The sequence below is a fragment of the Faecalibacterium sp. An122 genome, from assembly GCF_002160895.1.
GTDB lineage: Bacteria > Bacillota > Clostridia > Oscillospirales > Ruminococcaceae > Faecalibacterium.
On sequence record NZ_NFLL01000018.1, the window covers coordinates 24,848 to 48,515 of the forward strand.

20 protein-coding genes and 2 pseudogenes are annotated in these 23,668 nt (G+C 53.0%); 18 read left to right on the plus strand and 4 right to left on the minus strand.

Annotation, left to right across the window (positions count from 1 at the left end; all coding sequences use genetic code 11):
- The 17 genes from B5E67_RS10715 (at nucleotide 1) to B5E67_RS10795 (ending at nucleotide 18,994) form a co-directional block, all read left to right on the plus strand.
- Entirely contained in the window at nucleotides 1–4,578 is a 4,578-nt protein-coding gene (locus B5E67_RS10715) for an FtsK/SpoIIIE domain-containing protein (RefSeq protein ID WP_087385275.1), read from the plus strand.
- Nucleotides 4,579–4,592: 14 nt separating this feature from the next.
- Nucleotides 4,593–4,844, plus strand: coding sequence for a hypothetical protein (locus B5E67_RS10720; protein WP_087366163.1), 252 nt, complete (start codon nucleotides 4,593–4,595; stop codon nucleotides 4,842–4,844).
- A 50-nt stretch (nucleotides 4,845–4,894) separates the two neighbouring features.
- Nucleotides 4,895–5,188 (plus strand): WXG100 family type VII secretion target, encoded by a 294-nt coding sequence (locus B5E67_RS10725; RefSeq protein WP_087366159.1) that lies wholly within the window; start codon nucleotides 4,895–4,897, stop codon nucleotides 5,186–5,188.
- Nucleotides 5,189–5,213: 25 nt separating this feature from the next.
- Complete coding sequence (locus B5E67_RS10730; protein ID WP_087366156.1) at nucleotides 5,214–5,528, plus strand: hypothetical protein; 315 nt, start codon at nucleotides 5,214–5,216, stop codon at nucleotides 5,526–5,528.
- 66 nt (nucleotides 5,529–5,594) lie between these two features.
- Nucleotides 5,595–6,227, plus strand: a complete 633-nt coding sequence (locus B5E67_RS10735; RefSeq protein ID WP_087385277.1) for a hypothetical protein — start codon at nucleotides 5,595–5,597, stop codon at nucleotides 6,225–6,227.
- 38 nt (nucleotides 6,228–6,265) lie between these two features.
- The gene (locus B5E67_RS10740; RefSeq protein WP_143405414.1) at nucleotides 6,266–6,991 is read left to right on the plus strand and encodes a hypothetical protein; all 726 of its coding nucleotides are present in this window, start codon (nucleotides 6,266–6,268) and stop codon (nucleotides 6,989–6,991) included.
- Between the two features lie 255 nt (nucleotides 6,992–7,246).
- On the plus strand, nucleotides 7,247–9,220 hold the full coding sequence (locus tag B5E67_RS10745; RefSeq protein WP_143405415.1) for an Mbeg1-like protein: 1,974 nt from the start codon (nucleotides 7,247–7,249) through the stop codon (nucleotides 9,218–9,220).
- 16 nt (nucleotides 9,221–9,236) lie between these two features.
- Nucleotides 9,237–9,431: a hypothetical protein gene (locus B5E67_RS10750; RefSeq protein WP_087366144.1), complete on the plus strand. Its 195-nt coding sequence runs from the start codon at nucleotides 9,237–9,239 to the stop codon at nucleotides 9,429–9,431.
- 9 nt (nucleotides 9,432–9,440) lie between these two features.
- A complete protein-coding gene (locus B5E67_RS10755; protein WP_087385283.1) occupies nucleotides 9,441–10,874 on the plus strand; it encodes a hypothetical protein in 1,434 nt (477 codons plus the stop codon).
- 25 nt (nucleotides 10,875–10,899) lie between these two features.
- The gene (locus B5E67_RS10760) at nucleotides 10,900–11,472 is read left to right on the plus strand and encodes a hypothetical protein (RefSeq protein ID WP_143405416.1); all 573 of its coding nucleotides are present in this window, start codon (nucleotides 10,900–10,902) and stop codon (nucleotides 11,470–11,472) included.
- A 46-nt stretch (nucleotides 11,473–11,518) separates the two neighbouring features.
- Nucleotides 11,519–12,835, plus strand: a complete 1,317-nt coding sequence (locus B5E67_RS10765) for a toll/interleukin-1 receptor domain-containing protein (protein ID WP_087385287.1) — start codon at nucleotides 11,519–11,521, stop codon at nucleotides 12,833–12,835.
- Between the two features lie 14 nt (nucleotides 12,836–12,849).
- Nucleotides 12,850–13,518 (plus strand): YdcF family protein, encoded by a 669-nt coding sequence (locus B5E67_RS10770; RefSeq protein WP_087366134.1) that lies wholly within the window; start codon nucleotides 12,850–12,852, stop codon nucleotides 13,516–13,518.
- A gap of 42 nt (nucleotides 13,519–13,560) precedes the next feature.
- Entirely contained in the window at nucleotides 13,561–13,881 is a 321-nt protein-coding gene (locus B5E67_RS10775; protein WP_143405417.1) for a TIR domain-containing protein, read from the plus strand.
- A gap of 60 nt (nucleotides 13,882–13,941) precedes the next feature.
- The gene (locus B5E67_RS10780) at nucleotides 13,942–15,417 is read left to right on the plus strand and encodes a PQQ-binding-like beta-propeller repeat protein (RefSeq protein WP_087385290.1); all 1,476 of its coding nucleotides are present in this window, start codon (nucleotides 13,942–13,944) and stop codon (nucleotides 15,415–15,417) included.
- Nucleotides 15,398–15,568, plus strand: a complete 171-nt coding sequence (locus B5E67_RS15945; RefSeq protein WP_242956944.1) for an ABC transporter permease — start codon at nucleotides 15,398–15,400, stop codon at nucleotides 15,566–15,568. Before B5E67_RS10780 ends, B5E67_RS15945 begins: the two co-directional genes overlap by 20 nt.
- 1,345 nt (nucleotides 15,569–16,913) lie before the next feature.
- Nucleotides 16,914–17,375, plus strand: coding sequence for a sigma factor-like helix-turn-helix DNA-binding protein (locus B5E67_RS10790; RefSeq protein ID WP_087385292.1), 462 nt, complete (start codon nucleotides 16,914–16,916; stop codon nucleotides 17,373–17,375).
- Nucleotides 17,376–17,905: 530 nt separating this feature from the next.
- Nucleotides 17,906–18,994 carry a site-specific integrase gene (locus B5E67_RS10795; RefSeq protein WP_158098881.1) on the plus strand — a complete coding sequence of 363 codons (1,089 nt, stop codon included), beginning with the start codon at nucleotides 17,906–17,908 and terminating at the stop codon, nucleotides 18,992–18,994.
- 59 nt (nucleotides 18,995–19,053) lie between these two features.
- Here B5E67_RS10795 and B5E67_RS10800 read toward each other — a convergent pair.
- The 4 genes and pseudogenes from B5E67_RS10800 to B5E67_RS10815 form a co-directional block, all read right to left on the minus strand.
- Nucleotides 19,054–20,546: pseudogene (locus tag B5E67_RS10800) on the minus strand (recombinase family protein).
- A gap of 151 nt (nucleotides 20,547–20,697) precedes the next feature.
- Entirely contained in the window at nucleotides 20,698–21,342 is a 645-nt protein-coding gene (locus B5E67_RS10805; protein WP_087385296.1) for an ABC-2 transporter permease, read from the minus strand.
- Entirely contained in the window at nucleotides 21,339–22,214 is an 876-nt protein-coding gene (locus B5E67_RS10810) for an ABC transporter ATP-binding protein (protein ID WP_087385298.1), read from the minus strand. The genes B5E67_RS10805 and B5E67_RS10810 overlap by 4 nt, the downstream gene beginning before the upstream one ends.
- 41 nt (nucleotides 22,215–22,255) lie before the next feature.
- Nucleotides 22,256–22,639 (minus strand): GntR family transcriptional regulator, encoded by a 384-nt coding sequence (locus B5E67_RS10815; protein WP_238317404.1) that lies wholly within the window; start codon nucleotides 22,637–22,639, stop codon nucleotides 22,256–22,258.
- Nucleotides 22,640–23,476: 837 nt separating this feature from the next.
- Here B5E67_RS10815 and B5E67_RS15730 point away from each other — a divergent pair.
- Nucleotides 23,477–23,668 (plus strand): annotated as a pseudogene (locus B5E67_RS15730) (mobilization protein); the annotation flags it as partial.

Consider the following 23,668-nt stretch of genomic DNA (forward strand, 5'->3'; position numbering starts at 1 on the left):
ATGCGAATATCCGTCATGAGCAGCAGCCGGATGGAGATGATCCGGACCGGCACACAGGATACAGGTGAAATACCGGTGTATGCCAGTCTGAGAGACCGGCGGATGCAGATTGCTGTCATCCTCCGTTCCGGACAGGGGTGGAAGATTCGATGTGAAGAGGGCTGCCGGTTTCTTGCCATCGACCCGCTTCGGGTTCGGCAGCTGGAGCAGACCGAACTGCCCCTGCAACCGGGCACCCCCTGTAGTATCCAGGTGGAATCCAGAGAGCTGGTGCGGCTTCTGCCCGATGAAGACCCCCAGGAAGACCAGACGCTGCCTCTGTATGCACTGCCGGCGGAAGGAACCCTGCTGATAGGCGGCGACCGTTCCTGCGCGGTGCGGTGGGATGGCTTTGGCGTGGACGGACCGGCGCTTCAGCTGGTGGTGCAGGCAGGCGGCGTGCAGGTCAAAAACCTGGAACGGGCGCCCTGGCTGCTGTACTGCCGCGGGGCAGCAGTCAGCCGGGCCCGGCTGGAACCGGGGGATTGGGTTTATTTTGCAGGTTTGTGGATGACGGCAGGCGCGGGCTTTTTGCAGCTCAGCGTGCCGGATGGCCGCGCCCATGTAGCGCTGGAGCCGCTGACAGCGGCACGCTGCATGGAACAAGGCAAAAAGCAGAATGCTTCCTTTCATATTGCGCCGTCCCACTCGCTGCTTCCGCAGCGGGATGCCATCCGCGTACAGCCTCCCCCCGGCCTGCAGGAGGAAGTCCGGCAGCCGGTGGGCCTATTGGCCATGCTGCCCAGCACCCTGATGGCCTTTGCCATGCTGGTAACCATGATTACCACGGCTACCAGCGGCAAAAGCATTGGTACGCTGTTTTCCAGTATGCTGATGGTGATGTGCGTAGTTCTGTCCCTGATGGTGCCGGTGTTCAGCCGGCGGCAGGCCCGGCGGCAGGCCGCCGCCCAAAAGCTGCGCAAAGAAGAAAATTATCGGGAATATTTAAAGCAGCTGTCTCAAAATGTGCAGCATGAATGCGAGGTGGAGCGGTTCAACCTCCTGCTGCGCAATCCGCCGCTGGATGGAGAGGGGATCAGTCTGAGTCAGCCGGGCGGAGGTTCCTGCCTGGTGCTCAGCTGTACCGCCCGCAGTGCAGGAGACGGCTGGAAAGGCCTGTGGGAGCGTCTGGCCGACGACCCGGACTTTCTGTGTGTCCAGGTGGGAACCGGTGATTTTGCCCCGGCCTGCCGTCTGGAAAAACCGGAACCCACGGCCATCGGCCCCCTTCCGCCGCTTTATCAGGAGATGGAACAAGCAGTCCAGGAGCTGCCGATTCTGCATCAGGCACCGGTGGTGCTGGACCTCAAAGCCGACCGGCTGGTGGGCATTGTGGGCAGAAACCGGGATGATGTGGTGAGGCAGACCATCGGCATGTTGGTGGAGCTGACAGCCCTGCACAGCTATGAAGATTTGCGGATTGTCCTGATCTATGGAGAAAAAGAGCGCACCAGCTGGGAATTTGCCAAGTGGATGCCCCACGTCTGGCGGGAGGATGGCCGGGTCAAGTACATTGCCAACGATCTGAGCGAGATCAAATCCCTTTCCCAGATGCTGCTGGAAACCTATCGCGCACGCAGGGAGAGCGGCGCCACTCCGGAACATCGTCGGTGGAACCCGTGGTATCTGATTGTCCATGCGGATCAGGAGCTGGGCCGGCGCGCCGAAGCGCTGCGGGAGCTGTATGGATGCCAGGAAAACCTGGGGATCACCCTTCTTGAACTGTGTGAAAGCGAAAAGCAGCTGCCCAAAAACTGTACTGCGATTGTAGATCTGGACCGGAGCGCGCTCCAGCTGCGGCGGGGCGGAACGGTTCAGGAACAGCGCTTCAGTACCTCGGTCTGCTATACAGGAGATGCGCTGGCGCTGTTCACAAACATGAGCCGCATTCGTCTGAATGATGTGGAGCGGGGCACAGGTTTTCCCGAATCGCTGAGCTTTTTGGAGATGGAGCAGGCGGGAAACACCCAGCAGCTCAATATTCTGCACGCCTGGCGGACCAGTGATCCGGTCCACACCCTGGCGGCGACGATTGGACGGGATCGGGATGGCTTTGCGGTCACACTGGACCTGCATCAAAAAGCCCACGGGCCCCATGGACTGGTGGCAGGAACCACCGGCTCAGGCAAAAGCGAGCTGTTGATCTCGATGATTCTGGATTACGCCATCCACTACCGGCCGGATGAAGTAGCCTTTGTGCTGATTGATTTCAAAGGGGGCGGCATGGCGGATGTGTTCCGTGGTCTGCCGCACCTGGCGGGCTGCATCACCAATCTGGACGGGAATGCACTGCGCCGCAGTTTCCTTGCCATTGAGAGCGAGCTGGAACGCCGTCAACAGAGCTTCCAGCAGGTTACCCAGCAGCTGCATCTGAACTCGGTGGATATCTACACCTATCAGAGCCTGTATCGGGAAGGCCGGGTAGCTGAGCCGATGCCGCACCTGATTCTGGTGGCAGACGAGTTTGCAGAACTGAAGAATCAGCAGGGAGATTTTATGGAACAGCTGATTCGGATTGCCCGGATTGGCCGCTCTCTGGGAATCCATCTGATTCTGGCCACTCAGAAGCCAGACGGCGTGGTGGATGAACAGATCCGGTCCAACGTGCGGTTCCGGATTTGCCTCAAGGTTCAGGACAAGAGCGACAGTATGGCGGTTCTGGATACGCCGGATGCGGCACAGCTGGCCCAGGCGGGCCGCTTCTACCTGAAAGTGGGCATGAACGAGATCTACGAGTTGGGACAGTCCGGCTACAGCGGTACGCCCTACCAGCCGCGCAGCCGGTATGAGCCGTCCAAAGATCTGGCGGTGGATCTGCTGGATGAACAGGGCCGGGTCAAGCGCTCGGCAGCCCCCAGCCGTCCGCTGGAAAATCCCGACCGCAAGGAGGTAACCGCAGTATTGGAGGCGGTTGCCGCAGCAGCGCAGGCAGAGAAATATACCCAGCACTTCCTCTGGGCCGAGCCGCTGGCTATGGTTCAGGAGGGAACCGACCAGCTGGATAAGCCAAAGGAAGACCGCTGTGCGGTCCAGGTGGGTGAGTACGATGACTTGTTTGAGCGCCGGCATAAACCGGTCTTTCTGTCTCTCTCGAGCCTGGGGCATGGCGTGGTGTATGGTGCAGCGGGTTCCGGCAAGAGCGATTTTGTGTGCCGTGTGCTGATTGAGTGCATGAAGAAGTATACGCCGGAGCAGGTGCAGTTCTATCTGGCAGATGCTGAATCCGGCACTTTGCAGGCGTATCAGGGCGGCAGCCACACCGCCTTTGTGGCGCTGGCAGGAGAGTACGACCGGTATGAGGAGATGCTTCAGCTGCTGCATCAAGAACTGGAACGCCGCCGGGTGCTATTGCAGCCCTTTGGCGGTGACCTGGAACGCTATCTGGACAGTGGACATGTGCTGCCGTACTGTCTGTGTGTGGTGCAAGATTTAGGCGGATTCACCGGCGGACCCAATGGCGGCGAGCTGCTGGACCGGCTGCGGGAGCTGGCGCGTGTTGGCAAGAAATACGGCCTGACCCTGCTGCTGACCGGCACGGATGAGCGAAGCGTCCATTATTCGCTCCGCAGCCTGCTGCCGCAGGTATATGTGCTGCGGATGACCAATGCAGATGAATACGCCAGTATTCTGGGCCGGACGCAGGGCATGACGCCTTCCGATGGCCGGGGACGCGGGCTGATCCGCTGTGAAACGCCAGGCCGTGGCAAGGGATATTCCATCTATGAATTCCAGGTGGATGTGCCTTTTGCACATGCGGCAAATCCCTATGAAGAGATTTGTGCGCTGGTGCAGAGCATCTCGCAGAAATACGGCAGTACGGCCCCGGCGGAGGAACAGGTGCCGCAGGATCTGGAGCCGGATTGGTTCGACCGCTTCCCCTGTACAAGGGAAGCGGTGCCGGTGGCTGTATGCCGGGATGGCACGCCGGTGCTCTGGAATTTCCAGGCGGACCCGCTGCTTCAGTGTAGCCTTCCTTCCGAGATGGGCCTGGTGCGGGGGCTGATCGGGCTGCTGGCCCGGGCCTGTGCGGGAGGCATGGTCTGTGTATTGGATGGTACAGGCCAGTGCGGCCCGCTGCCGGCGGAGCATGTAAAGGTATACGCAGGGCAGGACTGCGCAGGGGCGGTCAATGATTTTTTTGATCGAATGAATGAACAATTTCAACAGGCCCGGGCGCAGATGTCTGCTGGGCAGCCGATGCATCTGTCTGCCATGGGCCTGGTGGTCATTGCGCCGGCAAAACTACTGACGCAGCTGGATGCTGCTGGGGCGGCGCGGTTGAACAATCTGTTGGCCTATCGCTCCAAGAGCGGCAAGTTCCCCATCTATGATCTGGTGTTTTCGGAGTATGCAGAGGGGCTCAGATGTCCGCTGCCCGCACTGGAACCCTTCCGGCCCATTCGGGATGGCCTGGTGCTGGAGCAGCCCCGGCAGGGCAGCCAGTATCTGTTTGAGAGCAGGCAGGTGGAGGCCGGTCAGGTCAAAACCGGAGTTTTGCGTCAAGGCATACTGTCAGGCTGCCGTTTTGCAGCGTGGTAAGGAGGGCGCCGAATATGGAAAAATATCTGGTGGAAATTCGGATTCCATCCCAGGCACAGACGCTGGATGCCCTGCTGCCGCCTGAACTGACGATTGGCCAGGCAGTGGAGCTGATCTGCCAAATGACAGGAGACCCGGAACACTGGCTGGCCCGGGGCCAGACAGCGGGTATTTTGTGTAATGCCCAGACGGGCGGTGCCTATCCGCCGGATCTGCTGATTTCCGAGAGCAGCATTTGCAATGGAACGAGACTGATTCTGTTTTAATCCGCCAGGCATTGTCCGATGCCTGGAACACAAAAAAGGAGGAATCTAAAATGTCCATGTCTGTTTATAACACTTCCGCCATCCGGAACAGCGCGTCGGATCTCAGAAATCAGAACAATCAGCTGAGGACCGAGTGCGACCGGTGCAAGAGTCTGATTGAGCATCTGGATCAGGTGTGGGATGACGATGCCTACCGCGCCTTTTCTGCCAAGTTCAAAGAATTTCAGCCTACCATGGAGAGTTTGCAGGACTGCTTGAAGCAGTACATCGATTTTATGGAAAAAGGTGTAGCAGATGGGGTGGACGATTTTATTCAGCAGACCATCCGTGCCATGAACCGCTGAGCAGCGGGAGAGGAGGAAGATTGCAATGGCAGCCAACCACATTCAGATTGATATTGATGCCCTTTACCAGCAGGGGCGGCAGCTGAACGACAGCGCAGAACAGATGTTTGAGATTCTGAAAGCAGCCAAGCGAATCATCGACAACACCGCGTCGGATTTCAACAGCCCGGAGGGCAAGGCGATGCGTCAGCAGTTTGATTCTTTGCAGGGCACCTTCCAGAAGTTCAAGACCAGCGTGGAGACCTTCGGAGAGTTTGTGCAGACACACAGCAGCAACATGAACAATCTGCAAAGTCAGTTGAAGAATGCAGCCAATCAGCTTGCTTCCGGGGACATCTAACGGTGCTCCGATGCTGATTTGCTGTAGAGCAGAAAGTCCGATGACGGGCAGAAGGCGGTGGTTTGGATGGAGAACAAGTCTTTTTACCCGGCGCTGCAAAGCAGAGCGCTGGAGGAGGCGCAGCGGCTTGGAATCAAAGATGCAGCCGCGGGGCCGCCTTCCAGCCGGCCGGGGGGATGGTATGCCCTTCGGATCAGCAGCCCGGGGCAGCGGGATTTCCAGATTTTTGTCCGGCCTGCGAAAGACCCCTGGGAGCTGCGCAGTGATCGGGTGCTGGAAGCACTGGACCGGCAGTGTACCGCAGAATGCCGGGAACTGCTGCATCAGGGCGAAGCAGCCTGGGCGCAGGTTTCCTTTCTGCGGGGAGTGCCGGCAAAACCATGGCCTGATACGGCAGCCATACAGCAGGTGGCGCAGGGGGATGCGCTGGGCGTGCGCTGGGTATTTCTGACCACGTCACCCCAGCCGGCGCCCCGCGCTGCCGCAGTGGCGGCAGCCCTGGCCCGTCTGGGCCGGACGGGCACCCTGTATGTCGGCTGCATTCCGGACCAGGCCATGAACCTTCTGGAGGCCCGCGGGTCGATGGGGTTTCTGTCGGCGATGCAATGGGCACAGGGAGGACTGCGGCTGCGGGTGGCCCCGGTGCCGGGCCGCACAGCACAGCAGATCCTGCGGGAACTGGAAAAGCAGGACGGATGACCCCGCGGGGGAAGCTGCCGGACAAGGAGGAAGGCTGTATGAAAAGAAAGGGTGCAGTACGGCTGAAAAGACTTCTGGTGGGGATTTTGGTCTGTCTGGGCCTTTGCGGGTGCCTGGAGAGCGGCGCCGCCGGTACAGAAGGAAGCTTTTACGATCAGCTGCGGGCACAGGCCGGACAGTATTTGACCAGTCTGGGGGTGGAGGATTTTACACTCGGTCTGGTAGGCCGCCAGCAGGAGGGCTGGTATTCGGTGCAGGTGACAAGCAGCTCAGAAGGGACCTTTGACGTATTTATCACCCGCTCCGGCGCGGGTGAGATACGGGATAACCTGTCCCTACGGAGCCTCAGCCGCCAGATGACGGAGGTGTCCGGCGAGCATCTGAAAGACGGCGAATTTTGTTCGGCCTGGGTTGGATTTATCCGGGAGCTGCCTGCCCGGCAGTGGACCGCGGACGATCCGCTGTCCCTGGTGCAGGAGGAGGATGCCATTTATGCCCGGTGGTATCTGCTGGTTGAGGAACAGTATGCCGGAGAATTGGCCCAGAGGGCGGCCCGGCTGGGCGCCCAGCTGGGAGAGCTTGGGTTTACAGGCACGCTGTATGCAGCTGCGGTTCCGGCAGAGAAGCTGAATGAGCTGCGGGAGCAGGCTGAGCCGGTACAGGCGGACTGGCAGGATGCCATCCAGGGCGGGCTGCGGGTCCGTGTTGCGCCAGAGGAAGGGCGCAGCGCCGAACAGATTCTCAGCGAACTTGTGGCAGGTTGAAAAAGGGAGGCGTCCAGATTGAGTCAGAGTTTTTTTGACAGAACGAACAGCCTTTCGGAGCAGTATCGCAGGGAGGGGCTGCGCGCAGATAACCTGACTGATTTTGACCGAGTTGTGTTTTTTCAGCTGGCCGGAGATACACAGCTTCTGCATGAGGTGGCGCAGCAGGATACCCCGATCCATGAAATCTCAAACGCGGCGATTTCAGAAAATAACCGCCGGGGTCTCAAGCTGGCGGATGCGCTGCGCTCCCGTTTGGATCAGATTGAGCTGGAATTGTCAGTGGAAGGCCTGTCCGAATCGGAACGTGCCGAATTGCAGCAAAAGCAAGCGCTTTACCAGATGCTGATTGACAGCCCGCGCTATGCCCAGCTGCAAATTACCAACTGCGTTGATTACGAGGGCTCTTTTGCCATTGAAGGAACGGACTCGGTCTGCGGGTCCTATGCACAGATGGCAACCTTTGTGCTGCCGGATGGAACCAAGGTTTGCAGCTGGGCAGGCACGGGCCCGCAGGTGGATTCCTGGCTGGAAGACGGTCTGATGCAGACCACTGAAACGGGGGTCCTGGCGCAGGAAATCAGCGCCCAATATGTGAACGCCCTGATGCAGCAGTATCCGGAAGGAGGCTTTATCCTGTCAGGGCACTCCAAAGGCGGAAACGAGGCCCTGTACGCGGGTATTTGCGCAGAGCAGCAGGATCGGATTCTGGGAATCTACAACTACGACGGGCCGGGGTTCGGCAACAGCCTGTTGGAGAACCCGGATTTCGTCCGGCGGTATGACGCACTGCGTGAAAGGCTGGGAGATGGACTGTACGCCTTGTCTCCAAGCAACTCGTTTGTGGGACAGTTGATGAACGACCACGACGGCTACCGGTATTTTCAATCTTCGGAGGGAAAATTTACAGATGTTTTCATGGCGCATGATTCCCGAAACTGGTATTTCCAGGAAGATGGTTCGCTGGTGTTCGGCCAGGAGCGCACCCGGCTGAGCATTGAGATGGAGCGGGTTTTTGAACAGCTGCTGACCTTCTCGGATGCAGAGCTCAACACAGCAATCGGGCTGGTTGCGCGCATCTGCGATGCGAATGGGATTTACGAACTGGAGGATCTCGGACCCTGGCTTCAGCAGTTACAGCAGACCCTGTGGGAACAGTGTACCGACGAAGAAGGCCGATTCCATATCAGCCAGCTGCCGGCAGCCTTCCAGGAGGGGATGCAGGCAGTCTGGAACGAACTTTCGGAAGAGGAACGGCTGGTCCTGCGCAAAATTCTGGGGACCCTGCTCACACCCGAAAATATCCGGGATTTGGCGCTGGCCTATTTACAGGATCAGATCAGTGCAGGAGGCCTTTTTTCCATTGTGTTTCCGGGGCCGGCCGTGGTGGTTGCAATGGGAATCTTTGCGGCGGCATCCATGGCGGCCCTTGGGGCCGAATGGGCCCGGGCGGTACTTGCCATCCGGGATTGGATTGGACAGACGGCCAAAGCATTTGGAAAGACTGTGATCCGCGGCGTGGAACAGACTGCCAAGACCATCCAGCGGATCTGCGGTCAGGTAAGCGCAGTCATCCAGGAGGCGAAAAACCGTTTTTCTGCATTTGTGCGAAGTCTGTGGGATGGCTTTACCCGTTCGGGGGCGTTTCGCACTCTGAAACAGTGGGTGGATAGCTTCCGGGACGGCTGTACCGGTGCACTGAACAAGCTGGAAAACTGGCTGCGGGATACCACGTCTGGCATGCTGCGGCAGTTTGGGTGCAGTGTGCTGGAAAAATCCAGGGCTGCATCTGTGCGGCCGGGAGGAAACTGGCAGGACGCTGCTTCCGGCGCGGTGCTGATCGGATTGGAACGGGCAAGCGACCGTCTGCTGACCGGTGGAGAGCGGTATGTCAGCGGGTATTGTGTGCGCTATGCCCCGGCCACCACCCTGAAGGTGGACTCTCAACACCTGAGCGATGCCCTGACAGCAATTCAAAAGGCCTCCGATCTGGCCGATCGGGTGGACAGCCGCCTGGCGCGTCTGACCCGCAGATTGAACAGTTCCGGAGAGCGGGATCAAAATGGGATTTTCCACAGCTATGCTGCGCTGTACCGGCTGGACAGCAGAAGATGCCGGGTCAACCATGCGGCGGAGATCCGGCAGACCGCGCAGAATGTCCGGTCGGTGGCGCAGGATTACGAAGATACATGCAGCAGAATCCGCAGGGCAGTGCCGCAGGAACAATGACAAAGGATGGTAGCCGATGGATTGGAGCCTGAAAAATGAGGTGGGCAGCGTGCGCCGTCAGCTGGAAGACACAGCGGCCCAGCTGGAGCAGGCAGCAGAGGAACTGGAAGAGGCCATCACAGGCCTGGGAGACTTTGAAGCCTGCCGGAAGATGAGAAGCTATGCAAGGGAATATCGTGCGGCGGCAGAAGAGCTCCGCCGCCTGGGATGAGGTCAGCCCATGGAACAGTATTACGGATACAGCAGTGTAGTCTCTGCCTTTGGCATTCAAACCGACAGCGAGCCGCTGATACAAACCGATGCGGCAAGCTGCTGGAGCGTTTCCCTGTCAGGGGAAGAGAGGGGACTGCTGTGGAGAATTGGGATACATCGCACAGACCTGGAGCAGGCAGTGGACATCGATCAGGCAGCACCGGCGCAACGGGATGCGGCGCTGGAGGGAGCCGCCGCATGGTATCTGCAAACCATGCAGGAGATGCACGCCAGGGTGCCGGAAGGGATCCTTCCGGTTCTACAGGCGGAGTTCCGGGTCAATCTGATCAATCCCCAGCAGATGATGCTGTTCTGTCTGACCCCGGCGGCGCAGCCTCTGCGCCGGGTCTGGCAGGAATTCAAGGGGAATGAAGATCGACTGTGTCAGATTTGGAGCGGTCTTTGCAGCAGCTGTGGACAGATGCTCGACGCCGGTTTTCGGCCGGGATGCTTGACGCCGGATCTGGTGCTGTTCAGCTCGGAGGAGAAGGCACTGTTGGCGCCCTGGTGGCCGGGACGGGCAGAATGGAGGCCGGAAGGATTCTGGACGGAGGCAGACGGAGAGAGGCAAACTCTGTATTCGCTGGCTGTGCTGCTGTATTGGGTGCTGAATGAGGGCGAACCGCCCTTTGCCCGGGAGGCAGTAAGCACTGCTGATGCAGAGGAGAAACGGCTGCAAGGCAGAGCCGTTCCGCATCCGGTCTGCGGAGACAATCCGCTGGTTCGGCTGCTTTTGCCCTGGTGCTGTATCCCGCTGGGCCAGGAAAAGACGCTGCGGGGGTTTGCACTGGAACTGGACCGCCGGCAGCGGTCGGAATGGGAACGCCGCCGGGATCAGCGTGAGCGCAGCAGCCGTGCGGAGGAACAGCGCCAAAGCGAAGAAGAAAAGCGAATCCGCCGGGAAAGGAGGCTCCGGGCCCAGGCCGAGCGGGAAGAACAGAAGGCGCAGCAGCAGAACATCGGATCGGAATCGAAAGATAAGCTTGCGATGGGAAGCATCCTGGGACTGGTGGCGGCTGTGTTTGTGGTCATCACGGTGGTGATCCTGTTCAGCGCTCCCTTCAGCCTGCAAAAGAGCCTGGAAGCTGGCAATGATGCCAATGCGCTGGAGCAGATTGAGACGGGGTATCAGAACGGCGAAAATGTGGACGAGCTGGTGGACATCTATATTGATGACCGCCTGGAGGACGGCGATATTCTGAAAGCACTGTGGGCGGCCCAGTATTACAGTTCCGCTGTGGTTCCAGAGGAACAGCGGGTGGAACAGCTGGTACAGCAGGGCATAGCGGGTGGCTATCAGCGCAGAGTGCGGGGCTTTCTGGAAGATTTTTCCCAAAAGAATGAGGCGTGTGCCCAGCTGGCACAGAGGATGACCGCAGAATATGCGGCATCCATGGAATAAAGCAACACGAAAGGAATGATGGATCATGGCACATACCACGGCTACCCGTCCGCGAACCCGCAGGCATAGGGGAACGCGTTCTCGCCGCAGGGGGCATCGCGGCACAAAATTACCGATCTGGATTGCTGCGGCAGCCGGCGTGGTGCTTATTATTGCGCTGGTGGTGTTTCTGGGCGGCCGGATCATAGCCGGGCAGCGCAAGGATAAGCTGGAAAATACCGTTATAGAGCTGGAATACAGTCTGGATAGTCTGGATGCAGATTCGATGCTGTCGATCCTGAATCCTGAAATTGCCGACCCCATTCGGCTGCTGCTGGCGGTCAGTGGCTACAGCGGGACCGAAGCGATGGAAGAGCTGCTGGTTCAGCTCACCGGCTCGGACCAGATGATGGACAGCTTGTCTGAAATTTCCAGCAGCATGGATGCGGAGATTCTGGATGAACAAATTCAGGGCAAGTGGGCCTATGTGGATACAAGGTGCTCGTTTGTGGTGCGGGATCAGACTTTTGCACGGTATATCACATTTTATATGTCTTACATAGAAGATCAATGGTATATTATGGACGCGGAAGTCTCGGTAACAGATCCCACCGCCTGACAGCAAAAGACCCTGTCCCGGGAAGGACTGTAAACAGATAAAAACGATGAAAGAATCTGTATTTATAAGCTATAGTTCAAAGGACTTTCATAAGGTCCGTGCCATCAAGGAAATTCTGGAATTCAATGGTATTTCCTGCTGGATGGCGCCGCAAAGCATACCAACCGGGTCAAGCTATGCGAAAGAAATTCCGGTTGCCATCAAATCCTGCAAGGTATTTCTGCTGATGGTGACCTCCAGTGCGCAGCAGTCCCAATGGGTCCCTAAGGAAATGAGCCTTGCCCTTACCCAGTCCAAGTGTGTCATCCCGTTTGTGCTGGAAGATTGTACCCTGACCGATGTGTTCAACTTCTTTTTGACCGACGTGCAGCGGTATTACGCCTTTGAAATCAGTTCTGACGCGCTGAAAGATTTGATTGACAAAATCAAACTGGAATGCGGAACCTATGAGGGCGCCGCTTCAGTTGTGCAGCCAGGCGAGATTTCAGAGGTTGAGATCTGGATCATAGGGAAAGACCGGACTTTCCTGAACAGAGAGCTGATGCGTTTTTTGTCCGCCCTGAAAGCTGCATACAAGCAGAATCCGAATGCAGCATACATTGACAGCTGGATAAAACAGTATCAGCTGGATCGGTATGGGATTGGGAATGTTTTGGAGGCGCTGGAAAAATGCTCGGTCAATCTTACAGGCGCGGCAGAGATCTATATACGGCTGGCGGTAATCTACATTCATTCCGGATCCAGACAATACATCAAACAAGCGAGAAAACTGCTCGAAAAGGCGGTGACGATCTACAGCAGCCAGGCGGGCGGCGATGAGGTGGGATTCAAGCGAATCGTGTATGCAAGGTGGCTGATGGCTGTCACCTACAAGCAGGAAAGAAATTTTGGCTGTGCCAATGACCTGTGCGAAAAGCTGGTGGAATATATAAAAGAGGAAAATCAGATTTTTGATGTTCCATACAGTGATGCTTTGCTGCTGCCGCAGCGGGAACTGGCGGTCATCAACAAAGAGGAAATCATGAGTGATTATCTGATGGCGCACATGGAAGAAATCCGGATGAATCCAAAGGAACTTTTTTATACCCAGAGGCGGCTTCTGGAATTGTTCCTCTTGAACAATGAGTTTGAGAAAGCCCGGGACTTGCTGCCGGAAGTTGTAGCTTCCTTTGAAAAGTGCAGGAATCACCTGGATGAAATTTATCACGTTGGTCTGTACCAAAATCTGTTTGAATACTACAGCTATGTAGGGGATAAAGAGTCAGCGGAGCAGTATTATCGGTTGGCTCTGGAAAATGCAAAGAAGAACTATTGGAAAGGAAAAGAACAAAAGCTGGCGCATTTAAAAGAAGTCTTTGAATAGGGGAGAAAGCTGAAATGTCGGCTATGGACGATGCAAAAACACTTTGGGAGTATCATCATCTCCATCAGAAAATTGTGCCCGCAGAGGGGATCATAGCGTTTGGAAGCCACGATCTCCATGTGGCTGAGCGGGCGGCGGAATTATACCTGTCCGGTTATGGAAGATATCTTATTTTTACAGGAGGTCTGGGCAGGATTACCCGCGCCATCTGGAACAAACCGGAGGCAGACCAGTTTGCCGAAGTGGCAATGGCTGCGGGCGTTCCGGAACAGGCAATTTACATCGAAAATCAGTCCACAAACACCGGTGAAAACATAGAATATACAAAGAAGTTGATTCTGGACCGGCAGCTCCCGGTACATTCGGTGATTGTGGTGGATAAGCCCTTCAAGGAGCGGCGACTGTATGCAACGCTCAAAAAACAGTGGCCTGCGCTGTCGTTTATGGTGACCTCTCCCCAGAACAGCTTTGAAGAATATCTGGAGTACTATCGGTCTTCCGCCCAAGTGAGCCCGGATGACTTTATCAACATCATGGTGGGAGATTTGCAGAGGATCAGGCTTTACGGAAAAAATGGATTCCAAATTCCCCAGCAGATCCCGAACGACGTATGGAAAGCCTATCTGGCTCTGGTGCAGCAGGGGTATGACAAGCAGCTGATTGCAGAATCAAAGAGCGAATAACCCGGACACCGAACAGGGCGGTTTTGCCCGGCTGAGGATTGTATGATGAAACGAAAAAGCATGGAATCGAACGTTTCCGCCAGTTTGGCAGACCAGAACTATGACGCGTTTATCAGTTATTCGCATGGCGCTGTCGACAGCGTGGTGGCAGCCGAGGTGCAGCGGATGCTGGAGGAGTTCAGGCTTCCGAAGGCGGTCGGAAAGAGCGGGCCGAATCGCCAAAGGCATCCGTTCCGGCGGGTTTTTCTGGACCAGGGGGAGATGTCCAGCTGTGCAGATTTTGCACAGGAGCTGAAAGACGTCCTGTCCAAAACGCCATGGCTGATTGTCATCTGCTCGCCGCGGTCTGCCGGTTCGGTTTGAGTCAACTGGGAAATCGAAACCTTCCTGGAGCATCACGATCGTTCCCGTGTTCTGGCGGTATTGATTGAAGGCGGGCCGGAAAATGCCTTCCCGGAGCAGCTTCGGAAACGGGAAGGCGTTCACGGCGAAGCGCTTGCGGCAGATGCCCGCGGCATGACAGTGTCGCAGATACGGCGGAAATTGCGCAGAGATGTGCTGCTGCGGATTGCTGCGCCCATGCTGGACACAACTTATGATACCCTGAAACAGCGGCATCGGCTTTATCGCCTGCAACGGATGACAGTGGCCGGCGTGGGTGTGTTTTGCTGTATGGCGTCTTTTTTGATCTATGCCATGATGCAGAATGTGCGAATTCAGCAGCAGTATACAGCGACGCTGATCGAGCAGTCCCGTTTGCAGGCTTTCAATGCAGAAGAAAAACTCCAGGCCAATGATGCAATGGGTGCAATCGAGTTGGCACTGCGGGGATTACAGCGTGATGGGGATCCACGGCCGGCCGTGCCAGAGGCAGAATACGCCCTGAGCAAGGCCTTGCAAGTCTATACAACCGAAAATCAAATCGGCGATGAGGCGTTCACAACCGGCGTTTTTGTGAGAGAAAACAAACATACAGGGGGATTTTTTGCAGCAGATGGAATTCTTTTTGCGCGGGATGGAAACAACATTTATCTGTGGAATACCCAGACAGGCAAACTGGATCAGAAGCTGCCGGTAAACGGCACAGGCGTCCAAAACCTTTCCGAGCACTTGCTGGTGGACAATGCCCGTCAACTGATCTATACGGATGGGAAAGATGCAGTGTGCTATGACTATGCAGAAGGGACCGAAATCTGGCGTGCGACCGGAGATGAACCCTACAGTGACTGTTATGCACTGTATCTGCCAAAGAAGGATCAGGTGGTGGTGATCTGGACTTCTTTGATCCAGAGCACCCTTGCTGTCTCTCTGGTAGATCGAACCACCGGCCGGGAAATTTACCAGGACGAAGTGAAAATAGATGGATATTCTATGAGCGACAGTGCTCTGGAATCGTCAGAGGATGGACGTTATATTGCGTTCTTTATCGACACGCTCCCCGGTGAACCGCTGAATAGTGCGGCTTTGGTTTACGACCTGGAGGAGAGGCAGACACAGATTTTCCCATGGAAGATGGGCGCGGGAAGAACACTGTCCTTCCTGGGGGATGGAGCGCTGGCCGTGGGAATGTGGAACAAAGACGAAAGCTGGCTGGAGAGTGAAAATTATCCCGGGGAGCCCTGGGTGTACAAACTTCAGACCATGGCCCAAATTGTTTGCGGCAGAGTGGATCTGGAAAGCGGCCGGTGGGTCTGGCAAAAACAATTTTCCAGCGGAACCTGTGATGACATGCAGGTGCTGGTCAGAACGGTAGGGGAGCAGCCCTGTGTGCTGCTTTTGATGGGGAATCAATTCTTGCGGCTGGATGCACAGAGTGGATTTGTTCTGGAAGAGATGGAATTGGAGGCTCAGTTCCGCTTTCATGGAGGCTGTTTTGCACTTGGAAGCTCTGTCCATTGACCTCGTTTTGGAAAATATGAAACGATATCTTCTGGATGGGATTGGCGCATTCTTTGCCATTTTGCCAATCACTGCTTTGGTGGCCCGGATCAAAAAGGGGTATTGGCTGGCGCTGGTATTTGCCGAACTATTCGCAAGTATGTCCAGTTAACTCAAGACGGTATATCCCATCACAGCTGTTTTCAATCTCTCCGGCTATTACGATGCAAATATGTTTCAGGTTTTAATCGGTGCTGGAATTCGGATGGTTTGTGCGGTTTTGCCATGGTTCATTTTGAAAGGATTGAACCGCAAGACGAAATAAATGCAATCTATCTGGACGATGTCAAAAGAAAAAAGCCGCCCTACAAGCAGCCTTTTGCCACACTCGTGCAACCCTGCAGCGGCTCTGACAAAATCAAGGCCACCGCTCTCTTTGTAGGATCAGAAGCTCACGTGGGGAGTCGCTATTCTGATAGGGTCTGGTGACGGAGTTCTGCTTGGCTGGGATGCCAGGGAACAATTCACCACAGGACATATTTACGGTTGTGATTCGGAAAAAGGAGAAAGCTCTATATTTTAAACATATTGACCCTCGATTTACGGGCCAGCTAGGGCGATGGTTTATCAAAAAACAAGCTGATTCGTCTAAAGAAGCGGCCGGTGATAGCAACAAAAAATAAAAAAATCTTCAGCATTGTTATTTCGGCAAAAAATAATATTGATAAATCGAAACTTTTTCTGTGTAATCACTTGTAACGCACAGTAGCACATACAAGTAGCGTTGCATTGAACACTTTGTAGTAAAACTTGAGCGAGTTAAAAAAGGTAACTCGTTCGAGGGCGTTTACGTGTGCATGAGGGCGCAGTTACCACAACTCCATAACTTGGAGGGTGACTGCGTCTTTTTATTCGTTTATCTTGTACGGCTTTATTCTGTTTGGCAGGAAGGTTGCACTTGCTGCAGAATGTGTAGGAAACGAAGAAATAAAACATCTCGCTATGATGAACACCAGTTTCCTCCAGAAGGGAGAGAAACATGGTCAATCATTTCGGTAATGAAGCCTCAGCATACTGGAAGTTCTGTCCAAAGTGCAAACTGAGACTCTATAAGATAACCAAAAAATGCAGCGGGATCATTTACATGAAGTGCTGGCGGTGTCGTGAGATCTTGCGGATCGATCTTTCCCAGCAACCACGATAGTACAAAACATTTACATAAATCGGGTGCTTGCACCCTGAATAAGGACTGTTGGCACCGAGCAATGGGCCATCACTCTCAGGCGATGTATGAAACGTAGCACCAAATAGCCGGGCAGCAGCGGATGGAGATTTTTCATTTGAGGGTCTCTGTTCGCTGTTGTCCGGCTATTTTTTAGCTTCAGGAAGCCTGCTCCCGAGAAAGGGAAAGGCTTTTTATGTTTCTCCGATTTCGGTGGACCCCACAGATAGCCAAATATCCGTAGCCTTCCAGATTTTTGACGTTTCACGTTTGAGCGAAAATTTGGAGGTTTGCCATGGGATTCAATAACGGAAGCGAACGCCGCAAGCTCAATGCTGAATGGGAACGTCTGAGAGTGACGTACCGGCAGGCCGGGATGTCTGAGGAAGCGATTCAAGCCATGTATGAGTTTGACTTGAACACTCTCAACATCGAGCGAGCATACTCGACAAATACCGTCAAGGTCGAAGAAACCGGAGATGATGAGAGCAACGCAGACCTCATCAAATTCAAAAAAGCCTGTGAAGTGAAAGATACCTACCATGAAACCAAAGCCAAGTTTGCATGTGTGAGAGAAATCCAAGATGAGCGACTGAGTTCCGGCATTGAAAAGCTATCGGAGGAGGATTTGAAACTGTTGACATTGTACTTCGTTGAAGGATACACGCTTGCTGAAATTTCAAAAGTATATGGCATCGCAAGGTGGAGTGTTTATAAGGGAATTTGCAAAATAACTAAATTTTTGAAAAAGTTTTAATTTTGGGAGTGCCCTTTTCGATGGCTCGTAAGTGTAAGGAACTTTTCTCCAAAGGAGAAAAGTTTCAGGACCTTGGAAATTGAATAAGCAGCCTCCTGGTACTTCCAGACAATGATACTTCCGTAACTCGCGGCCCGGCCACAAAGAAGGCGGGGCGGCCGAAAGGCCGATGGAGCGGTGCAAATCCGCCGCCAGAAGGTTCCCAACCCTCCCCAGGGTGTCGAGGACAAATGGGGGAGGAACCCCAAAAACAGTTTCAGCCCACCGCCCAGGATCGCAAGACCCATCAGGAGACAAAAGTAGGCGTGGACAAAATGTCCACAAAGAAAATGCTGAACGTATTTCAGAAAGAATTGCGTGTGAAAACAATTTAAACGAACGGTATGTCCGCCGTGCCACCTGACCGGGGCAGGATGGAGGTCTTTGTATGCGTACATTTTGGAAGAAAGTGCCCGTGGAACGGCCCGGTGCCGCATTGGCGGCATCCGGCCTGGGCGGCCACTGGGCAGATTGGAAGGAGGTGTGTGAATATGGGGGTCCGCGTCAATACAGCAGTATGGCTTGAATCATCCCAGCGCTGGCGGATCAATGTGCAAAAGAACGGGGTCCGGCGCAGTTTTTACAGCTCCAAACCGGGCCGGAACGGCCAGCGGGAAGCAAACCGAAAGGCGGACGCCTGGCTGGATGAAGGAATAGAGGACCAGCGCATGAAAGTCGGTGCCGCGTACCTCAAATTTTTGGAAGGAAAGCAGAAGACTACGAGCCGGTCCAACTGGGCACCGATGATGAGCCGCTGGAACAACCATATTTCATCGGTGATTGCCCGCAAACAAATCGGTGCGTTGACCGAACAGGATCTGCAGGATGTACTGGATCGAGCCTATGCCCGGTCCAAACTGTCCAGAAAGACACTGGTGTCTCTGCGGGCTGACCTGTGCAGTTTTATGAAATACTGCCGGAAAGCCCGGCTGACGACGCTGTTTCCGGAGTCCCTGACCATACCAACGGCAGCAGCCCGGGGCGAAAGGACAGTACTGCAGCCACAGGACTTTGTAGTGTTGTTCAACAGTGATCGTACCATGTACTATAGGAAGGTGGTACAGGATGACATGATCCACGCCTATAGGCTGGCGGTTTTGACCGGCCTCCGGCCGGGGGAGCTGCGGGGCCTGCGCTGGCGGGATGTGAAAAAGGATCGTCTGGAACTGCACCGGTCCACCAACAGCTACAACGAAATCACCGATGGCAAAAACCAAAATGCCCGCCGGTGTGTGGAGCTGTCTGACCTGGCCCGCATGGAACTGGAAGCACAGCGCCGGGAGTCGGGGAAAGTGACCCGGGACACGCTGGTCTTTGATATTCCGACGGCCAAACAATTTGAGCAGCATCTGGCGCGGTACTGCAAGTACAATAATATTCCGGTCTGTACACCGTATGAGCTGCGGCATACATTTGTCAGCATTGCAAAGGTACTGCCCGCAGGACTTGTCAAGTCCCTGGTGGGGCATTCCCAGGATATGGATACGTTCGGCGTTTATAGTCATGAGCTGGATGGAGACGCACAGCAGCAGGCCGACGCATTGAACGCTGTTTTCTCGAGACTTCTTGCACATGGCTGAATGGGGTGCGGTCAAAAGTGCGGTCAAAGCCAAAAAAAGCAGCCCAGAAACTTGCGTTCCTAGGCTGTTTTTAGTGGTGGAGCGAAGCACCCCAAATCCGAACCACTTTCCCCGGAGGCAGCCAAGGTGGCTACATCATCCAGTGAGATTGTTTTGGTTCCTTCTTTGTAGTTGAAGGTGAGCAGGACTTTGTCATCGTAAAGGTAAATGGCATTCACAAAGGTGTTGACCAGGGTTTCCCGGTGGCTCTTGATCTGCGGGTTCAGCTTGCGGAACCGAGTCAGCCAGAATTTGACGAAGTCGGCGCTGAGCTTAGGCTTGGCCAGCTTTTCCTCGGTGATCCTGATTCCCAGCTCCTTCTTCTGGGCCTCCAGAGCTTCCAAACGCTCTTTGGTGGAACTGGTCAGGATGCCGGCCTGGATGGCGTTGAGCATATTCTGGATGCCGGTTTCAGTTTCCTTCAGCTGCTTTTCCAAGAGGGGCAGCGTGGTATTTTCCTGGTCTTGAAGCTGCATCACCATTTCCACAATGGCGTCGATGGCCTGGTCGTCTTTGAGCATTTCCATTGTGGCATTTACCACCAGGTCTTCCAGCCAGACCTTGCGGACCGTTTTCTTTTTGCAGCTGTGAGTGCGTTTAGCATTGTAACACTTGTAATAGTGATGAACGACCTTGTTCCGACCGGTGCCGCATTCGCCGAACATCATGGCCCCGCACATCCCGCAAAACAGCTTGGTGGTAAGCAGGTAGTCGTCCTCTGCTTTGTGCCGGGCCGGGGCCCGGCGATTTTTGGCCATCTTCTCCTGAACACGGTCAAACAGTTCTTTCTCAATAATGATCGGAATCGTATCTGGCACTACCATATCCTGAAAACGGTTTTCACCTATATAGCGCCGGTTGGTCAGCAAGGTATGGACGCTGCCGTAGGTGAAGACACGATTTCGGCCAGTCTTCACACCCTGCCTATTGAGCCAATTCATAATATCCTTCATGGTAGCACCTTCTGCGTAACGCTTGAAGGCTTCTACTACAAAGGGGGCTTTCAAAGGATCAATCTGAAAGTGACGGTCTGCATCAATCACATAGCCGATCGGGACAGTGCTGCCGTTATATTTCCTTTCAGGACATTTTCAGTCATGCCGCGGACAATCTTCTCAGAGAGTTCAGCCGAGTAATACTCAGCCATACCGGTCAGCATACTTTCCATCATGATGCCGGCGGGACTGTCCGAAATGGGTTCGGTAGCAGACACCAGTTTCACATGGTTCTTTTGAAGAATGTGCCTGTAGTGGGCTGCATCGTACCGGTCACGGGCGAAGCGATCCAGTTTCCAGACCAGGACAATGTCAAACAGCCGCCGTTCGCTGTCCTTTACCATTCGCTGAAACTCTGGCCGGTTTGCAGTTCTGGCCGAGTAGGCGCGGTCAATGTAGTGCTTGACCACGGTAATACCGTTCTTTTCAGCGTAGGCGGTACATTCGCGGATCTGGCCTTCGATAGACTCCTCCCGCTGGTTGTCGGAGGAATAGCGGGCATAGATGACGGCAGTCATGGTGATTACCTCTCGTTTCCAGAAATTTGCAAATCATTGATTTGATTTCAATTCGCTCCGATTGACGGATGCACTTCATATAATTCCCAATCCTGCAAATGGTTGCCTGAATTTATGTCAAATAGAATTTGCACCAATGAAAACATCAGTTTTACTCCTTTCTCATTCTATACTGTAACAATACAATGAAATAGCTTAAAAGATAAACTGCCAGGGAGATTGCCATGAAGAAAATTCTACCGATAGACAGTGACATTTCTTTCTGATTTGTAATGAAAATCATAAAAGCCAAAAATGCGGTTGAAAAAATCAAAGAAGTTAGGATTCGATAGGATTTATAAATCTTCAGTATGCCATGGGAAGTTATAAAAAAGGCGGCCAAGGAATCTAGCATAAAGGAAAAGGACATGCACACAAGGGTCAACGCATCTTTTATACCCAAATCAAGAAAATAAGAGCCATTCCTGAAATCTGCAACATAAAGCAGAATGACGATATAAAATAGACATAACCCTGCAAATATCGAAGAAAATACATATTTGGCCAAAATGGTTTTATAAGGTGATATCGGAAGAATCATTTCATACTGATCCCAGCAAACAACCGATTCGTTTGAAACCAATACTTGCAGAATAAGATAGATCACGGATACAGACAAAAGGACCACATAACCATACAATAGAACCTGGGAATCGGCAAACAATGAAATGATTATTCCAATTGCTGCAAGACCACTAAAAGCCCATTTTTCTTCTTTAAGTACATTGATTAAATAACTTATGCAAAGCCCTTTCATACGGTTTTCTCCCAGTTGAGCATGACTAAAACTTCATCTATTGACACTTTGTCTTCTACATAATGGTCGATTTTATTTGCACTTATAAATCTGGCAGAATCTGAAACCAAAGCGTTCACCTGACCTGACTGAATACAATATGTAATATAGTCACATGTTTCAAGCGGTTTTAAATCGTTTTGGGAAAATCGAATCACTTTGTACTGATCCATTAAGGTGTCCCGTTGAATGGATAATCCAACTCTGCCGTGAACCAGAAAAATAATGTAATCTGCAATTCTTTCAAGATCATTGGTTGTATGTGAGGATAACAAAACCCCATGACGTTCATCTTGAATAAAATCAAGCAGAATTGATAAAATATCTTTTCTGGATGATGGGTCCAAACCACTGGTAATCTCATCCAGCACCAAAAGTTGAGGATGATGCGCCAATGCAAGAGAAAAGGAAAACTTACTTTTCATTCCTTTGGACATCTCGCCAACTCTTTTTTTCTTCGGAATGGAAAACCGATCCAACAATGAATCAAAAAGATTCGTATCCCATTGGTTGTAAACATGACTCATAATCAGATTCAAATCCATTGCATGAAACTGGATCGGAATACAGCTTTCATCTAAACAAACTCCAATCTTTTCCCAAATAGCTGTCCTTTGTGGTGTGTATTTTTCTCCAAGTAAGAAAATGTTCCCTGAATCTGCTGCTAAAATACCCATGATGGATTTTAGCAGAGTTGTTTTTCCTGCGCCATTTTCACCAACCAATCCTATAATGTGTCCATAAGGGATAGAAAAGCTGATATCATCTAAGGCGGTTTTATGATTCTGGTACACTTTTGATATATGACAAACTTCCAACATATTTGTGCCCATAGCCAGCCTCCGTAGTTGTTTGATAGTACATGACCATATAATTAAATGTGTTTTTTGTAGCACTCTTCCAGCAGTTCCAACAGTTCTGTCTTTCCAATGTGAGCGTCCTTTGCCAATTTTACGGTTTCCATCAACATCTTTTTTATCTCAGACAAATTATAATCATATGGATCATTTGGATTGATATTGGCTACAAAACTTCCGCGTCCCACTGTAGAATCAATGAATCCTTCCTTTTGAAGAAGCTCATATGCATGCTGCACCGTTACCACGCCAATCTGAAGCTGTTTTGCCATGACGCGAATAGCAGGGAGACTATCTCCTGGGAGTAACTTGCCACAACGAATCATCGTTTTGATTTGTTTTGCGATTTGTTCGTAAATGGGGATACTTGAACTACTGCTTATAATAATATTAATATCCACATAAAACCCCTTCAGTAAATGTATCTATTTGATTAAGTACATTGTATAACTTTGCTCTTTCCCTGTCAACATGAAAGGGCGCATTCTCTGGTTTTTATAATTTTTTACATAAAATTTGTGCAATTCAACCATGTGCTGCATTTCGAATGTTTTACAGAATCGTGTGATACACTTCAATATGTAGATGATTTCTCTGTCGAAATTCTCTATTTCTATCTATATTTATCTGAGTTTCACAGAATTTTCTGTATTGACAATAACATTTTATATATGATACTATGAAATAAATCTTTTGCCTTTTAAAGCAGCCACTCCGCAGCTTCACCAAACCATTTTGCCGCCATCCACCCACGACAAAATCTTTTGGTGCTGTGGAGCCTTTTCTTTTCGAGAGACTTGCAGCTGGGCAACCGGTTCGCAATTCTTTATACGTACCTTGACAATTGTATCAGCCGTCCGGATAGGATATAGCGCCATGACTCCGCAGAAATGTGGGCGAGCCTGACAGCGCCGCTGCAAAACAGGGGCAGGAACTTAATTCGGATGTGAACGGCGACCACACAAGCAGGAGACATCTCGATTCACATTTACACTCCCGGCTTTCAAAACCGAATTTGTTTTGTTATTTGGATTTTCAAAACTTACGGAAAAAGCGGAAAGCAAGTATCGACCCGTGGCCACAATTTCACAAATTGAAATTGCGTCCCACGCTCCGGTCGTACTTGTTGGGGAGTGCCTTCCCCAACCCCTGCTCTACACGCTCCCCGTGATTCTCGGCTGCGCCGTCTTTGTCTACATAGCTCCAAGGAGGAGCTACTCAAACGACAAGGAGGTACAATGACCAAGCCTAGCATTCGTTCGACTAGCCACAAACCCCAGCACAGCGGATCGCCGAGGAAAACGCAGCTCATCAAGTTCAGAGTCACCCCAGAAGAAAAGCAGGAACTGGAGATCATGTGCGAGATTCTCCATGTCAACATCTCCACTCTTATCCGCCGTTCCCTGCGCAGTCAGTCCATCAAGCAAACC

Bases quoted from the DNA above. Each gene is read 5' to 3' on its own strand.
- B5E67_RS10730 (WP_087366156.1), top strand. From the start codon at position 5,214: ATGGCAGCCAACCACATTCAGATTGATATTGATGCCCTTTACCAGCAG.
- B5E67_RS10740 (WP_143405414.1), top strand. From the start codon at position 6,266: ATGAAAAGAAAGGGTGCAGTACGGCTGAAAAGACTTCTGGTGGGGATT.
- B5E67_RS10715 (WP_087385275.1), top strand. From the start codon at position 1: ATGCGAATATCCGTCATGAGCAGCAGCCGGATGGAGATGATCCGGACC.
- B5E67_RS10790 (WP_087385292.1), top strand. From the start codon at position 16,914: ATGGGATTCAATAACGGAAGCGAACGCCGCAAGCTCAATGCTGAATGG.
- B5E67_RS10810 (WP_087385298.1), bottom strand. From the start codon at position 22,214: ATGGGCACAAATATGTTGGAAGTTTGTCATATATCAAAAGTGTACCAG.
- B5E67_RS10750 (WP_087366144.1), top strand. From the start codon at position 9,237: ATGGATTGGAGCCTGAAAAATGAGGTGGGCAGCGTGCGCCGTCAGCTG.
- B5E67_RS10735 (WP_087385277.1), top strand. From the start codon at position 5,595: ATGGAGAACAAGTCTTTTTACCCGGCGCTGCAAAGCAGAGCGCTGGAG.
- B5E67_RS10760 (WP_143405416.1), top strand. From the start codon at position 10,900: ATGGCACATACCACGGCTACCCGTCCGCGAACCCGCAGGCATAGGGGA.
- B5E67_RS10765 (WP_087385287.1), top strand. From the start codon at position 11,519: ATGAAAGAATCTGTATTTATAAGCTATAGTTCAAAGGACTTTCATAAG.
- B5E67_RS10795 (WP_158098881.1), top strand. From the start codon at position 17,906: ATGGGGGTCCGCGTCAATACAGCAGTATGGCTTGAATCATCCCAGCGC.
- B5E67_RS10755 (WP_087385283.1), top strand. From the start codon at position 9,441: ATGGAACAGTATTACGGATACAGCAGTGTAGTCTCTGCCTTTGGCATT.
- B5E67_RS10770 (WP_087366134.1), top strand. From the start codon at position 12,850: ATGTCGGCTATGGACGATGCAAAAACACTTTGGGAGTATCATCATCTC.
- B5E67_RS10805 (WP_087385296.1), bottom strand. From the start codon at position 21,342: ATGAAAGGGCTTTGCATAAGTTATTTAATCAATGTACTTAAAGAAGAA.
- B5E67_RS10720 (WP_087366163.1), top strand. From the start codon at position 4,593: ATGGAAAAATATCTGGTGGAAATTCGGATTCCATCCCAGGCACAGACG.
- B5E67_RS10725 (WP_087366159.1), top strand. From the start codon at position 4,895: ATGTCCATGTCTGTTTATAACACTTCCGCCATCCGGAACAGCGCGTCG.
- B5E67_RS10775 (WP_143405417.1), top strand. From the start codon at position 13,561: ATGATGAAACGAAAAAGCATGGAATCGAACGTTTCCGCCAGTTTGGCA.